This window comes from Pseudenterobacter timonensis (assembly GCF_900021175.1).
Classification (GTDB): domain Bacteria; phylum Pseudomonadota; class Gammaproteobacteria; order Enterobacterales; family Enterobacteriaceae; genus Enterobacter; species Enterobacter timonensis.
The window spans coordinates 111,204-126,512 of sequence record NZ_FCOP01000011.1 but is presented as its reverse complement, the minus strand read 5'-3'; the positions used below and the strand labels follow the sequence as shown (position 1 = coordinate 126,512).

The window sequence follows — 15,309 nt, the reverse complement described above, 5'->3', positions numbered from 1 at the left end:
GATCTGATAAGCTCTGTGATACGTAAAGTGCGCATATAAAGCAACCCGGTACTAAAGGCAAAAGTATGAAAACGCCCCTCATCACCCGCGAAGGCTACGAAAAACTGAAGCAGGAAATGGATTACCTCTGGCGTCAGGAGCGCCCGGAGGTGACCAAAAAAGTGACCTGGGCCGCCAGCCTGGGCGACCGCAGCGAGAACGCTGACTACCAGTATAATAAAAAGCGGCTTCGCGAAATCGACAGACGAGTGCGTTATCTCACCAAATGCCTTGAGCATCTAAAAATTGTCGATTACTCCCCCCAGCAGGAGGGCAAAGTCTTTTTCGGCGCCTGGGTGGAGATAGAAAACGACGAGGGCGAGACCAAACGCTTTCGCATCGTTGGCTATGATGAAATTTTTGGTCGTAAGGATTACATCTCTATCGACTCCCCCATGGCCCGGGCGCTGCTCAAAAAAGAGGAAGGCGATCTGGCCATCGTTCAGACGCCCGCTGGCGAAGCGAGCTGGTACGTTAATGAGATCACCTACGTAAAATAGTCTGAGAGCATACTCCCTGGCTGGCATTTTTGCCGGTCAGTCCGTATAACTATGCCCTGATTTTCGAGCCACAAGATGAAACAGCCATGATGAATAATTCGCTCTGCCGCATTATTGCGGGTGAACTTCAGGCCAGAGCCGAACAGGTAGAAGCTGCCGTTCGCCTGCTTGATGAAGGGAACACCGTGCCGTTTATTGCACGTTATCGTAAGGAAGTCACCGGCGGGCTGGATGACACGCAGCTGCGCAACCTGGAGACGCGTCTGGGCTATCTGCGCGAGCTGGAAGAGCGCCGCCAGGCGATCCTCAAATCGATTGGCGATCAGGGCAAACTGACCGACGATCTGGCGAAGGCCATCAACGGCACGCTAAGCAAAACCGAGCTGGAAGATCTCTATCTTCCTTATAAACCGAAGCGCCGTACCCGCGGGCAGATCGCCATTGAAGCCGGTCTGGAGCCGCTGGCAGATCTCCTGTGGAACGATCCGTCTCACGATCCGGAAACGGCAGCGGCGACATTTATCGACGCTGATAAAGGGGTGGCGGACAGCAAAGCGGCGCTCGACGGCGCGCGCTACATCCTGATGGAACGCTTTGCCGAAGATGCCGCGCTGCTGGCGAAGGTGCGCGATTATCTGTGGAAAAACGCACACCTAGTCTCTGCCGTGGTCAGCGGTAAAGAAGAGGAAGGGGCGAAGTTCCGCGACTATTTCGATCATCACGAACCGATTTCCGGCGTCCCGTCGCACCGCGCGCTGGCAATGTTCCGCGGCCGTAACGAGGGCGTACTTCAGCTTTCGCTTAACGCCGATCCGCAGTTCGACGAGCCGCCAAAAGAGAGTTATTGCGAGCAGATCATTATCGATCATCTCGGTCTGCGCCTGAACAACGCCCCAGCCGACAGCTGGCGTAAAGGGGTGGTGAGCTGGACCTGGCGCATCAAGGTGCTGATGCACCTGGAGACCGAGCTGATGGGTACCGTGCGCGAACGCGCGGAAGAGGAGGCGATCAACGTCTTTGCCCGTAACCTGCACGATCTGCTGATGGCCGCTCCGGCGGGCCTTCGCGCCACGATGGGTCTCGATCCGGGCCTGCGTACCGGCGTGAAGGTGGCGGTGGTGGATGCCACCGGCAAGCTGGTAGCGACCGACACCATCTATCCGCATACCGGCCAGGCGGCGAAAGCCGCCGTGGTGGTTGCCGCGCTGTGTGAAAAGCACAACGTGGAGCTGGTGGCTATCGGCAACGGTACCGCGTCGCGCGAAACCGAGCGTTTCTTCCTCGACGTGCAGAAGCAGTTCCCAAAGGTAACGGCGCAGAAGGTGATCGTCAGCGAAGCGGGCGCCTCCGTCTACTCCGCCTCCGAGCTGGCGGCGCAGGAGTTCCCGGATCTCGACGTCTCCTTGCGCGGGGCGGTCTCCATTGCCCGCCGCCTGCAGGATCCGCTGGCGGAGCTGGTGAAGATCGACCCGAAATCGATCGGTGTCGGCCAGTATCAGCACGATGTCAGCCAGACACAGCTGGCGCGCAAGCTGGATGCGGTTGTCGAGGATTGCGTGAACGCCGTCGGGGTGGATCTCAACACCGCCTCCGTGCCGCTGCTGACCCGCGTGGCAGGCTTAACCCGCATGATGGCGCAGAATATCGTCGCCTGGCGCGATGAGAATGGCCAGTTCCAGAACCGCCAGCAGCTGCTGAAGGTAAGCCGTCTGGGGCCGAAGGCGTTTGAGCAGTGCGCGGGCTTCCTGCGCATCAACCATGGTGATAACCCCCTGGACGCCTCCACCGTTCACCCGGAAGCTTACCCTGTCGTCGAACGCATCCTGGCCGCCACCCAACAGGCGCTGAAGGATCTGATGGGTAACGGCAGCGAGCTGAAATCGCTGAAAGCGGTCGATTTTACGGATGAGAAGTTCGGCGTACCGACCGTAACCGACATCATTAAAGAGCTGGAAAAACCGGGCCGCGATCCGCGCCCTGAGTTTAAAACCGCACAGTTCGCCGACGGCGTGGAGACGATGAACGATCTGCTGCCGGGCATGGTGCTGGAAGGCGCGGTAACCAACGTGACCAACTTTGGCGCGTTTGTTGATATCGGCGTACACCAGGATGGGCTGGTTCATATCTCCTCCCTGGCGGACAAGTTCGTGGAAGATCCGCATACGGTGGTGAAAGCGGGCGATATCGTGAAGGTGAAGGTGCTGGACGTTGATCTGCCGCGTAAGCGCATCGCGCTGACCATGCGTCTGGATGAACAGCCTGGCGACAGCAACTCCCGTCGTGGCGGTGGCGCACGCGAGTCTTCCCGCCCGGCGGCGAAAGCGGCCAAACCACGCGGTCGTGACGCTCAGCCTGCGGGCAATAGCGCCATGATGGACGCGCTGGCGGCGGCGATGGGTAAAAAGCGGTAAGTACCTCTCCCCTCACCCTAACCCTCTCCCCAAAGGGGAGAGGGGACCGATCGAGCGTGATTCCGCCCCTCCAGGTGAGGAAATTACCCGGCGCTATGTTTCCCCCCTCTCCCCTCCAGGTGAGGAAATTACCCGGCGCTATGTTTCCCCCTCTCCCTTCAAGGTGAGGAAATTACCCGGCGCTATGTTTCCCCCTCTCCCTTCAAGGTGAGGAAATTACCCGACGCTATGTTTCCCCCTCTCCCTTCAAGGTGAGGAAATTACCCGGCGCTATGTTTCCCCCCTCTCCCCGCCGGGGAGAGGGCCGGGGTGAGGGGCCTTATTTTCCACCCACGCTAAATCATTCACCAAATCAATGAGACCGGTTGTATATCTATTATTAAACCAATAATTTTCACTCCATTAACAAATAAGCCTTTCAGCACTTTTTTCCTGTTTGAAAAATATTGAGCAAAGTCAAACCACTCGCAAATTAATACTGCTTACAACATTCGGTCACATTTAAAATATTGCTGATAAAAACCATTCTCATTATCATCGCGTTGTTGATTATTTAATCTCTCTTCGGGAAAAGCACTATGCAATTCACTCCTGACAGTGCGTGGAAAATTATCGGTTTTACGCGGGAAATCAGCCCGGCCTACCGACAGAAGCTGCTTTCGCTGGGTATGCTGCCTGGCTCCTCTTTTCAGGTTGTACGCGTGGCGCCGCTGGGCGACCCCATCCATATCGAAACCCGACGCGTGAATCTGGTGCTGCGTAAAAAAGACCTCGCCTTTATCGAAGTCGAAACGCTGCAAGCATAAATTGCAGACGTAATATCGAGTTGAATAAAATGAAAAAATTAACCGTTGGCTTAATTGGTAATCCAAATTCCGGCAAGACAACCCTGTTTAACCAGCTTACCGGCGCGCGCCAGCGCGTGGGAAACTGGGCTGGGGTTACGGTAGAGCGCAAGGAGGGGCAGTTCACCACGACCGACAACATGGTCACCCTGGTCGATCTGCCGGGCACCTATTCGTTAACCACTATCTCCTCCCAGACGTCGCTGGATGAGCAGATCGCCTGCCACTATATCCTGAGCGGCGACGCCGATATGCTGATTAACGTGGTCGACGCCTCCAACCTTGAGCGCAACCTCTACCTGACGCTGCAATTGCTGGAGCTGGGCGTTCCCTGCGTAGTGGCCCTCAATATGCTCGATATTGCGGAAAAACAGCAGATTCGAATCGACGTGGATGCCCTTTCCGCCCGCCTCGGCTGCCCGGTCGTACCGCTGGTCTCCACCCGCGCGCGCGGCATCGACTCGCTTAAGCTGGCTATCGATCGTCACACCGGCAACCGCGACCTGGAGCTGGTGCACTATCCGCAGCCGCTGCTGCGCGAAGCCGCCTGTCTGGCACAGGAGATGGACGGTTCTATGCCGCCAAAACAGCGCCACTGGCTTGGCCTGCAGATGCTCGAAGGGGATATTTACAGCCGCGCTTACGCGGGCGACGCGGCGCAAAAGCTGAATGTCTCGATGGCGCGCCTGAGCGAAGAGATAGACGATCCGGCCCTGCATATCGCCGATGCGCGCTATCAGGGTATCGCCGCTATCTGCGATGCGGTAAGCAACACCCTGACGGCTGAACCCAGCCGCTTCACCGCGGCGGTAGATAAGGTGATCCTTAACCGCTTCCTCGGCCTGCCGATCTTCCTGTTTGTCATGTACCTGATGTTCCTGCTCGCCATCAACATCGGCGGCGCGCTTCAGCCCATCTTTGATGGCGGCTCGGTGGCTATTTTCATTCATGGGCTGCAGTGGCTTGGCAGTACGCTGCACTTCCCGGAGTGGCTGACTATCTTCCTGGCGCAGGGGCTCGGCGGCGGGATCAATACCGTGCTGCCGCTGGTGCCGCAGATCGGTATGATGTATCTCTTCCTCTCCTTCCTGGAAGACTCCGGCTATATGGCCCGCGCGGCCTTCGTTATGGACCGCCTGATGCAGGCGCTGGGGCTGCCGGGTAAATCCTTTGTGCCGCTGATTGTCGGCTTCGGCTGTAACGTGCCGTCGGTGATGGGCGCACGCACCCTGGATGCGCCGCGCGAACGTCTGATGACCATCATGATGGCACCCTTTATGTCCTGCGGCGCGCGTCTGGCTATCTTCGCGGTCTTTGCCGCGGCCTTCTTCGGGCAGGAGGGGGCGCTGGCGGTCTTCTCCCTCTACGTGCTCGGTATCGTGATGGCGATCCTTACCGGCCTGATGCTCAAACACACCATCATGCGCGGCGAAGCGTCGCCTTTCGTCATGGAGCTGCCGGTCTATCATGTGCCGCACATCAAAAGCCTGATAATCCAGACCTGGCAGCGCCTGAAAGGATTTGTCCTGCGCGCCGGTAAGGTGATCGTGGTGGTAAGTATTTTCCTGAGCGCCCTGAACAGCTTTACCCTGAGCGGCCAGGCGGCGGACAACATTAACGACTCCGCGCTGGCCTCCGTCAGCCGTACCATCACCCCGCTCTTCAAGCCTATCGGTGTTCATGAAGATAACTGGCAGGCCACCGTTGGCCTCTTTACCGGGGCGATGGCAAAAGAGGTGGTGGTCGGTACGCTGAACACCCTCTACACCGCGGAGAATATTCAGGAAGAGGCCTTTAACCCGGCGGATTTCCATCTGGGTGACGAGCTGCTCGCCGCAGTGGATGAGACCTGGCAGAGCCTGAAAGATACCTTCAGCCTGAGCGTGCTGGCGAATCCTATCGAAGCCAGCAAAGGCGACGGTGAAATGGCGACGGGCGCGATGGGCGTGATGAGCGAAAAATTCGGCAGCGCATCGGCGGCCTACAGCTACCTGATCTTCGTTCTGCTTTACATTCCCTGCATCTCGGTAATGGGAGCTATCGCCCGCGAATCCAGCCGCGGCTGGATGGGCTTCTCCATTCTCTGGGGGCTGGATATCGCTTACTCACTGGCGACGCTCTTCTACCAGACCGTCAACTTTAACCAGCATCCGCGCTACAGCCTTATCTGCATACTGGCGGTCGTGCTGTTTAACGTGGTGGTACTGAGCCTTCTGCGCCGGGCGCGCAGCCGCGTCGACGTGGATCTGCTGGCAACGCGCAAAACGCCGGTCACCTGCTGCAACAGCCCGGCGGGCGACTGTCACTAAGGAGCGAGAATGGCATCGTTAATTGAGGTTCGCGATCTGCTGGCGTTGCAGGGGCGTATGGAAGCCAGCCAGCTGAGTCATGCCCTGCACGCGCCACGGCCGCTTATTGATGCCATGCTGGCCCGCCTGGAGGCGATGGGCCGGGCGATGCGCATCCGGGAAGAGGCGGACGGCTGCCTTAGCGGAAGCTGCAAAAGTTGTCCGGAAGGAAAAGCGTGCCTGCGGGAGTGGTGGACGCTTAAGTAAAGATTAACAGGCCGGGAAATCCCGGCCTTTTTTTATTTGTAGACATCCGCCGTCGCGCGCACGTCTTTGGTATATTTCTCAGCGCTGGTCACTACATAATAGGTGCCGCCCAGCTCATCAGCCTTTTTCGACAGATCTTTTTTCGCATCCATCGGCGCGGAAGTATCTGAAGTCGAAATTTCACCGATTTTCGTCAGATTCATCTCCTTCAACTTGTCCTTTGTCAGTTCCTCTGCCGCAAAGGCGCCAAATGACAACGAACCAATAACCAGAGATGCAACAATACCTGTGACCATTTTCATAGACATGACTCTCCATAGAAAGGGGAAATTATCGTTTTTGCCACAGCGCAACGACACCCTGAGTATTGTTGCATAAGGTGATTTTTTCCACGCTAAACGAAAAACAATCAGCCGATACGCTGACGTAGCGCCACCAGCGCCTGGCAAAATTCCTGAGGGTGTGAGATAAACGGCGCGTGGGCCGCTTTCGCTATCACCTGCGATTCGCTCCTCGGCCAGCGCGCATCCAGCAGCGGCACAATTTTGCGCGGCACCAGCCCGTCGAGATAACCGTAAAGACGCAGATGCGGCAGATCCAGTTCCGCCAGCGGCGCACGCAGATCGGTGGTTTTCAGAATCTCCAGCCCGCCGTTGAGCACCCCGACATCGGGCATCGGCAGCGAAAGCACCGTGCTTTTCAGGGTCCGCGCATCCTGACGGGCGGTGTCCGTCCCCATCGTTTGCAACGCCAGAAAACGCTCCACCGTGCGCTGAAAATCTTCGCTGAGCTGCTGCTGGAAGCCCGCCAGTACTTCCGGCCTGATGCCCGGCCACTCTTCCTGCGCGCTAAAGCAGGGAGAGGAGGCCACCGTTACCAGCGCCTGAACCCGTTCGGGATGATCCAGCGCCACCCGGCTCGCCACCAGCCCGCCGAGACTCCAGCCAAGCCAGACTGCCTTTTGTGGCGCCTGCGCCAGCACCTGCTGCGCCATCTCCTCCAGCGACATTGCGCCATAGTCGCGGCTGCGTCCGAAGCCGGGCAGATCCACCAGATGCAGCGTAAAGTGCGAGGCCAGTTCCTTTTCAATGCAATGCCATACCCCGGCGTTCAGCCCCCATCCGTGCAGCAGCACAAGATGACAATTTCCCGTGCCTGTGGTCTGCCACCAAAGATTCTTCATCGGTTATCGTTCTCTTTTTTAACAAGGAGGTTGCACATGCTAACAGCGCCCGGCTTATGCTGGCTATGTCGAATGCCGCTGAAGATCGGCTCCTGGGGAGTCTGCTCCGTCTGTACCCGTGCGCTGGCACCCCGCGCCGTCTGTTGCCCCCGCTGCGGCTTACCGGCCGCCCATCCGCATCTGCCCTGCGGACGCTGCCTGCAAAAACCGCCGCCCTGGGAGGCGCTGGTGGCGGTGTCGCCCTACGCGCCACCGCTGAGCGGGTTGATCCATCATCTGAAATTCTCGCGCGGCTGCCAGCTCGCCCCGCCGCTGGCTCGCCTGCTGCTGCTTGCCGTTCTGCACGCCAGGCGCACCCGGCGGCTTACGCGGGCCGATATGATCGTCAACGTTCCGCTGCATCAACGACGCCACTGGCGCCGGGGCTACAACCATAGCGACCTGCTCTGCCGCCCTCTCGCCCGCTGGCTCGGCTGCCGTTGCCCGTCGCAGGCGCTGCAGCGCGTGCGCGCCACGGCAATTCAGCATCAGCTCAGCGCGCGGCGGCGCAAAAAGAACCTCAGGAACGCCTTCCGCCTTGAATTACCGGTAACGGGTCTGCATATTGCGATAGTGGATGATGTCGTCACGACGGGCAGTACCGTGGCCGAACTTTCCCGGCTGCTTTTGCAAAGCGGCGCGGCGTCGGTTCAGGTATGGTGTCTGTGTCGTACCTTGTAGCCCTTCTCCAATGGGCGTATTATATACCCAGGTATTTTAGTCAACTATTAGGCCAAAGCTATGATCCGTATTTCCGATGCTGCACAAGCGCACTTTGCCAAACTGCTGGCAAATCAGGAAGAAGGGACGCAGATCCGCGTGTTTGTGATCAACCCAGGCACCCCGAACGCAGAATGCGGCGTCTCTTATTGCCCGCCAGACGCGGTGGAAGCAACCGATACTGCCCTCAAATTTGACCAGCTCACCGCCTATGTGGACGAGCTGAGCGCCCCGTATCTGGAAGATGCGGAGATCGATTTTGTTACCGACCAGCTCGGCTCTCAGCTGACGCTGAAAGCGCCTAACGCCAAAATGCGTAAAGTCGCTGACGATGCGCCGCTGATGGAGCGCGTGGAGTATATGCTGCAATCGCAGATCAACCCGCAGCTGGCGGGCCACGGCGGCCGCGTGTCGCTGATGGAGATCACTGAAGAAGGCTACGCCATTCTGCAGTTTGGCGGCGGCTGTAACGGCTGTTCCATGGTAGACGTGACGCTGAAAGAGGGGATCGAGAAGCAGCTGCTGAACGAGTTCCCTGAGCTGAAAGGGGTGCGCGATCTGACCGAGCACCAGCGCGGCGAGCACTCTTACTACTAAGGCTTTTGCCCGGTGGCGCTACGCGTACCGGGCCTGCTCCATCTGTTCCCCCGAAGGCCGGGAAGGCGGCAACGCCACCCGGCTTTTTTGCTGCCTCTCTCCCCGCCCAAAGTGACCTGCCTCGCATAATTCACATTTTGATTACCTGGGTGATTCTCATTCACTACATGTTACCCGTATCATTTGCATGGGCGCTTAGCACCTTTATCACAGTCAACTAAACTCACATGTTTAGTGCGCATTTAGCTGTAGTGCCGTCATTATTCTGTTCCCTGTTGGGACAAATGGAATTTGTCATTGAAACAATGACGTTACCCATAACAATTAAAAGGCCAGGTTAATCATGCCATTAGTCATCGTCGCTATCGGTGTAGCTTTACTCCTCCTCCTGATGATCCGTTTCAAGGTGAACGGCTTCATCGCTCTGGTTCTGGTGGCGCTTGCCGTCGGTTTAATGCAAGGAATGCCGCTGGTAAAAGTGATTGGTTCAATCAAAGCAGGCGTGGGCGGAACGCTCGGCAGCCTGGCGCTAATCATGGGCTTCGGCGCCATGCTCGGTAAAATGCTGGCGGACTGCGGCGGCGCGCAGCGCATCGCCACCACCCTTATCGCTAAGTTTGGCAAACAGCATATCCAGTGGGCGGTCGTGTTAACCGGCTTTACCGTCGGCTTCGCCCTCTTCTATGAGGTCGGCTTTGTGCTGATGCTGCCGCTGGTCTTTACCATCGCCGCAGCGGCGAATATCCCGCTGCTCTACGTGGGCGTTCCGATGGCCGCGGCCCTCTCCGTGACTCACGGCTTCCTGCCGCCGCACCCGGGCCCGACCGCTATCGCCACCATTTTTCACGCTGATATGGGCAGAACCCTGCTGTTCGGCACCATTCTGGCGATCCCGACCGTCATTCTGGCCGGCCCGGTTTACGCGCGTTTTCTGAAGAAAATCGACAAGCCGATCCCGGAAGGTCTCTACAACGCGAAAACCTTCACCGAAGCGGAGATGCCGGGCTTTGGCGTCAGCGTCTGGACCTCCCTGGTGCCGGTAGTGCTGATGGCAATGCGCGCCGTGGCGGAAATGGTCCTGCCGAAGGGGCACGCTTTCCTCTCCGTGGCGGAGTTCCTGGGTGACCCGGTGATGGCGACGCTGATCGCCGTGCTGATTGCTATCTTCACCTTCGGTATTAACCGTGGCCGCTCCATGGATGAGATCAACGATACGCTGACCTCCTCCATCAAAATCATCGCCATGATGCTGTTAATCATCGGCGGCGGCGGCGCGTTCAAGCAGGTACTGGTGGACAGCGGCGTGGATAAATACATCGCTTCCATGATGCATGAATCGAATATTTCGCCGATCCTGATGGCCTGGTCCATCGCGGCGGTGCTGCGCATTGCGCTCGGCTCCGCGACCGTGGCGGCCATTACCGCGGGCGGTATCGTTGCGCCGCTGATTGCCACCACCGGCGTGAGTCCTGAACTGATGGTTATTGCGGTCGGTTCCGGCAGCGTGATCTTCTCTCACGTCAACGACCCGGGCTTCTGGCTGTTTAAAGAGTATTTCAACCTGACTATCGGCGAGACCATCAAATCCTGGTCGGCGCTGGAGACCATCATCGCAGTCTGTGGCCTGATCGGCTGTCTGCTGCTGAATATGATAATCTGACCCCTCACCCTAACCCTCTCCCCACAGGGGAGAGGGAACTGATCGAGCCTCTGTGGGGAGAGGAGTTAAAGTGAGAGAACCAGTCGAGCCCCTCGCCCCTTTGGGGAGAGGGGTTGGGGTGAGGGGGAAATTACCGCTTCTTACCCACCGCCTTTCTGCGCTTATCCAGATCCTTAATCAACCTGTTCACCCCGTCATCGGCAAACATCTCCTCAAGAGAGGTAGACAGCTTGCGCCGCCAGTTTTTGTACTGGTAGCTGGTTCCTGGAATATTCACCGGATCCGCCATATCCAGCCAGTCCTCCGGCTGGAGCCCCAGCAGCGCGCTGTTACTGTCTGCGATATAGCGTTGCAGCCCCCGGTTGAGGGTGGGGGTCATCGCCATTCGCGCCGCCTTATGCCCGACGCGTTTCGGCAGGCAGCCGTGCTTGTGCAGCGCGTCCAGCAGACCCTGCTTCGCCAGCTCCCGATCCTGATAGAGCCCGCGCAACACCACCTCGTCAGGGTAGAGTCCCAGCGTTTTCCCGAGCGTTAAGTCGCCGCTCTCCCAGTAGCCGCGCAGCGTCGGCAGGTCGTGGGTGGTGGCGACCGCCATGGATTGCTCCGGGTACGCTTTCGGCGCCCGGAAAGTTTTCTCATGGTCATTTTCGAAGTAGAGCACCTTATAGGAGTAGACGCCGCTGTTGCGCAGCTTGCTGACAATCTCCACCGGTACGGTACCCAGATCTTCCCCGATCACCATGCAGCGGTGACGCTTACTCTCCAGCGCCAGGATCGCCAGCAGATCGTCCACGGGGTATTGCACGTAGGCACCCTGATCGGCAGTCTCACCGTAAGGGATCCACCACAGACGCAGCACCGACATCACATGGTCGATACGCAGCGCGCCGCAGTTTTGCATATTGGCGCGCAGCAGATCGATAAAAGGTTCATATGCGCGGGCGACCATCACGTGGGGATCCATCGGCGGCAGCCCCCAGTTCTGTCCGAGCGGGCCGAGGATATCCGGCGGCGCGCCGACGGAAGCCTTCAGGCAGTACAGCTCACGATCGCACCAGGTCTCTGCCCCCCCTTCCGCCACGCCCACCGCCAGATCGCGATAGAGGCCAATCGGCATCTGATAGCCCTGGCTCACTTCCCAGCAGGCGGCGAACTGGCTGTACGCCAGCCACTGCAACCACAGATAAAAGTTCACCTCGTCGGCGTGTTCATCGCAGAACGCTTTGACCTCGGGCGTATCAACGGAGCGGTACGCCTCCGGCCAGACCGGCCAGCCCCAGCGCATTTCATCTTCAGTGACCTGATACGCATGGATCGCGTCGAAGGCGGCCTGCCAGTAAAGGCTCTCCCCCTCCTGCATCACAAACTGGCGAAACGCCGTCATCTGCTCGTCATCGCGCGCAGAGAAGCCTTTCCACGCCAGGCGCAGCGCCGCCATCTTCAGCGCGGTAACGGCGGAATAATCGACCCACTCAGCCTCCCGCGCCTTTTTCAGCGCATGTTGCGTGGTATCGAGTTTCCACCACGCCTGCGCCTCCGGGCTGTTTCTGAAATCATCCAGCGCGTTCACGTCGATATAGATAACGTTCAGCCAGCGGCGGGAAGAGGGGCTGTAGGGACTGGCGCTCTCCGGGTTAGCCGGATAGAGGGCGTGGATCGGGTTAAGGCCGATAAAGGCCCCGCCGCGTTCCCCTACCTCGCTGAGCATCTTTTTCAGATCGCCAAAGTCGCCGATGCCCCAGTTAACCTCTGAGCGCAGCGTATAGAGCTGCACACAGGCACCCCATAGCTTTTTACCGTCCAGCAGTGCCTGCGGCTCGTAGCAGCGCTTCGGCGCGACGATAAGCCGACAGTGCCAGCGGCGATTATCGCGCGTGAGCGTCAGGGTGTGATAACCCTCCGGCAGTTTTGCCGGCAGGTTCAATTTTTTACCGCCCGTGGCATGGCCTTTATGCAGGCTGCCCTCTTCGGTGGTCAGCAGCCAGTTAAACTCGCCGCTGCCCTCCACCTCCAGCGCCATTTTTTTGCCGGCGGTAAAGACCTTCACGTTCGGTACTGGTGAAACCGCCGCTTTCGCGACGGGTTTCACCTTGTGCATGGCATCCAGCAAACGTCTTTTGGTTTCAGCGCCAATTGACTGTGGTTTGCCGTGAGCATTGATGTAACTGGGGCTGATCCCCGCCGCCAGCGCGGCATTATCCAGACGTTTACTGTCCATCGCGCTTCCTTAGCGTTTTGCCTGCCAGATACGGGTCTGATAGTCGCGGATCGAGCGGTCGGAGCTGAACATGCCGCAACGGGCGGTGTTCAGAATGCACGCGCGGGTCCAGGCCTCTTCATCGCGGTAGAGCACATCCACGCGTTTTTGCGCTTCTACGTAGGCGGCAAAGTCGGCCATCACCAGGTAAGGATCGCCGCCCTTCTTGTCCAGGCTGTGCAGCATCTGGTCAAACGCGTGCTTATCGCCCTCGCTGTATTTCCCGCTCTCCAGCTCTTTCAGTACCGCATTCAGCAACTTATCTTTCTTGCGCCATTTCACCGGATCGTAGCCTTTGGCCTTGATCGCCTTCACTTCTTCCACAGTATGGCCGAAGATAAAGATATTCTCCTCGCCCACCTTCTCAGCGATCTCCACGTTGGCGCCATCCAGGGTGCCGACGGTCAGCGCGCCGTTCAGCGCCAGCTTCATGTTGCCGGTACCGGAGGCCTCTTTACCCGCAGTGGAGATCTGCTCGGAGATATCCGCCGCCGGGATCAGCATCTCCGCCGCCGAGACGCAGTAGTCCGGCAGGAACACCACCTTCAGCTTATCGCCCACTTTCGGATCGTTGTTGATCGCGGCGGCCACTTTGTTGATAGCGAGAATGATATTTTTCGCCAGGTAGTAACCCGGCGCCGCCTTCGCGCCAAACAGGAAGACGCGCGGTACGCGGTCTGCTTTCGGGTTTTCGCGGATCTCTTTATAGAGCGCCAGAATGTGCAGCAGGTTCAGGTGCTGACGCTTATATTCGTGCAGGCGTTTGATCTGAATATCAAAAATGGCGTTCGGGTTGACTGCAATGCCGGTACGCGCCTTCACAAAGGCAGCCAGACGCACTTTATTCTGCTGTTTGATCTCGCGGTACTCCGCGCGGAAGCTCGCATCGTCAGCGTACTTTTCGAGATTGATCAGCTGGTCCAGATCGTTGGCCCACTCTTTTTTCAGCGTCTTATCCAGCAGAGCGGCCAGCGCCGGGTTGCACTGCTTGATCCAGCGGCGCGGCGTAATGCCGTTGGTGACGTTATGGAACTTGTTCGGCCAGAGCTGGTGATATTCCGGGAAGAGATCTTTCACCACCAGGTCGGAGTGCAGCGCCGCCACGCCGTTGACGGCAAAGCCGCTCACCACGCACATGTTGGCCATGCGCACCTGTTTATTATGCACCACCGCCAGCTTCGCCCAGACCGCCTCGTCGCCCGGCCAGCGCGTCTCAACCAGCACCTTAAACTGGTCGTTAATTTTGTTGATGATCTGCATATGGCGCGGCAGCAGGGTTTTCACCAGCTTCTCATCCCAGCACTCCAGCGCTTCCGGCATCAGGGTGTGGTTGGTGTAAGCGAAGGTCCGGCTGGTGATGGCCCAGGCCTCATCCCAGCTCAGCTGATGCTCGTCAAGCAGCACGCGCAGCAGCTCAGGAATGGCGATGGTCGGGTGGGTGTCGTTCAGCTGGATCACTTCAAAATCGGCCAGCTCGTGCAGCTTGCGGCCCGCCAGGTGGTGACGGCGCAGAATATCCGCCACGGAACAGGCGCACTGGAAATACTGCTGCATCAGACGCAGCTTTTTGCCTGCCAGATGGTTGTCGTTCGGATAGAGCACCTTGGTCAGCTTCTCGGCGTCGATCCCCTGCTGCTCGGCGCGCAGGAAGTCGCCGTCGTTGAATTTGGTCAGGTTAAAGGGATGCGCGTGCTTCGCCTGCCACAGGCGCAACGGCTGAGCCACGCCGTTACGGTAGCCCAGCACCGGCAGATCCCAGGCCTCGCCGAGAAGAGTAAAGGCCGGGATCCACTCCCCCTGCTTCGTCACTTTGCCGCCGATGCCCACCTGTACGTCGAGCTGCGCATTATGGCGGAACCACGGGTAGGTATTGCGATGCCAGTCGTCCGGCGCTTCCATCTGGTGACCATCCACAAAGGACTGGCGGAAGAGGCCATACTGGTAATTCAGACCATAACCGGTCGCCGATTGCCCTACCGTTGCCATGGAGTCCAGGAAGCAGGCGGCCAGACGCCCCAGCCCGCCGTTGCCCAGCGCCGGGTCAATCTCTTTTTCCAGCAGATCGGTCAGGTTGACCTGGTGCTTGTTCAGCACCTCGGCCACCTCCTGATACCAGCCCAGGTTGAGCAGGTTATTGCCGGTCAGGCGACCGATCAGAAATTCCATCGAGATGTAGTTGACGTGGCGTTGCCCTTTCACTGGTTTCGCCGCGGGCTGGGCGCTAAGCTGTTCGGCGAGCGCGCCGCTCACCGCCTGCCACCACTGGTGAGGCGTCATCTCTTCAGCCGCGTGTAAACCAAAACGCTGCCACTGACGCGTGAGGGCAGCCTGAAACTGAGCTTTGTTGAAGGTAGGCTGTGACATAGGGAATCCGGCATCCTGTTAATATAAACACGTTGACGCTAGTGTGCCTGGCTCAAATCGCCACTTCCTCCTCCCGTGGGGGATTAGCCAGGGAGGAGTCCCGGGGATGAGCATAAAAGTGTGATCCGGGCCACTCTGT

12 protein-coding genes are annotated in these 15,309 nt (G+C 58.5%); 8 read left to right on the top strand and 4 right to left on the bottom strand.

Features of this window, described 5'->3' with window-relative positions:
- Positions 1 to 65: 65 nt before the first annotated feature.
- The 5 genes from greB (at position 66) to feoC (ending at position 6,350) form a co-directional block, all read left to right on the top strand.
- Positions 66 to 539 (top strand): transcription elongation factor GreB, encoded by a 474-nt coding sequence (gene greB / locus BN3796_RS06990; RefSeq protein WP_061707664.1) that lies wholly within the window; start codon positions 66 to 68, stop codon positions 537 to 539.
- A gap of 86 nt (positions 540 to 625) precedes the next feature.
- Entirely contained in the window at positions 626 to 2,950 is a 2,325-nt protein-coding gene (locus BN3796_RS06985) for a Tex family protein (RefSeq protein ID WP_061707663.1), read from the top strand.
- A 578-nt stretch (positions 2,951 to 3,528) separates the two neighbouring features.
- Positions 3,529 to 3,756, top strand: a complete 228-nt coding sequence (feoA, locus tag BN3796_RS06980) for a ferrous iron transporter A (RefSeq protein ID WP_061707662.1) — start codon at positions 3,529 to 3,531, stop codon at positions 3,754 to 3,756.
- A gap of 29 nt (positions 3,757 to 3,785) precedes the next feature.
- On the top strand, positions 3,786 to 6,104 hold the full coding sequence (gene feoB / locus BN3796_RS06975) for a Fe(2+) transporter permease subunit FeoB (RefSeq protein ID WP_061707661.1): 2,319 nt from the start codon (positions 3,786 to 3,788) through the stop codon (positions 6,102 to 6,104).
- A gap of 9 nt (positions 6,105 to 6,113) precedes the next feature.
- The gene (feoC, locus tag BN3796_RS06970) at positions 6,114 to 6,350 is read left to right on the top strand and encodes a [Fe-S]-dependent transcriptional repressor FeoC (RefSeq protein WP_061707660.1); all 237 of its coding nucleotides are present in this window, start codon (positions 6,114 to 6,116) and stop codon (positions 6,348 to 6,350) included.
- Positions 6,351 to 6,382: 32 nt separating this feature from the next.
- Here feoC and BN3796_RS06965 read toward each other — a convergent pair whose 3' ends face one another.
- Both BN3796_RS06965 and bioH read right to left on the bottom strand, forming a co-directional pair.
- Positions 6,383 to 6,652 (bottom strand): YdgH/BhsA/McbA-like domain containing protein, encoded by a 270-nt coding sequence (locus tag BN3796_RS06965; protein ID WP_061708816.1) that lies wholly within the window; start codon positions 6,650 to 6,652, stop codon positions 6,383 to 6,385.
- A gap of 107 nt (positions 6,653 to 6,759) precedes the next feature.
- Entirely contained in the window at positions 6,760 to 7,533 is a 774-nt protein-coding gene (gene bioH, locus BN3796_RS06960) for a pimeloyl-ACP methyl ester esterase BioH (protein WP_061707659.1), read from the bottom strand.
- Positions 7,534 to 7,569: 36 nt separating this feature from the next.
- Between bioH and gntX the strand changes: the two genes are divergently transcribed.
- The 3 genes from gntX to gntT all read left to right on the top strand — a co-directional run bounded on the left by gntX (position 7,570) and on the right by gntT (position 10,549).
- Complete coding sequence (gntX, locus tag BN3796_RS06955; protein ID WP_061707658.1) at positions 7,570 to 8,253, top strand: DNA utilization protein GntX; 684 nt, start codon at positions 7,570 to 7,572, stop codon at positions 8,251 to 8,253.
- Positions 8,254 to 8,313: 60 nt separating this feature from the next.
- Positions 8,314 to 8,889 carry a Fe-S biogenesis protein NfuA gene (gene nfuA / locus BN3796_RS06950; protein ID WP_061707657.1) on the top strand — a complete coding sequence of 192 codons (576 nt, stop codon included), beginning with the start codon at positions 8,314 to 8,316 and terminating at the stop codon, positions 8,887 to 8,889.
- A gap of 343 nt (positions 8,890 to 9,232) precedes the next feature.
- Positions 9,233 to 10,549, top strand: coding sequence for a gluconate transporter (gene gntT, locus BN3796_RS06945; protein WP_061707656.1), 1,317 nt, complete (start codon positions 9,233 to 9,235; stop codon positions 10,547 to 10,549).
- A 130-nt stretch (positions 10,550 to 10,679) separates the two neighbouring features.
- Here the strand turns inward: gntT and malQ are convergent, their stop codons facing one another.
- Positions 10,680 to 12,767 (bottom strand): 4-alpha-glucanotransferase, encoded by a 2,088-nt coding sequence (gene malQ, locus BN3796_RS06940; RefSeq protein WP_061707655.1) that lies wholly within the window; start codon positions 12,765 to 12,767, stop codon positions 10,680 to 10,682.
- Positions 12,768 to 12,776: 9 nt separating this feature from the next.
- On the bottom strand, positions 12,777 to 15,170 hold the full coding sequence (malP, locus tag BN3796_RS06935; RefSeq protein WP_061707654.1) for a maltodextrin phosphorylase: 2,394 nt from the start codon (positions 15,168 to 15,170) through the stop codon (positions 12,777 to 12,779).
- Positions 15,171 to 15,309 lie beyond the last annotated feature (139 nt).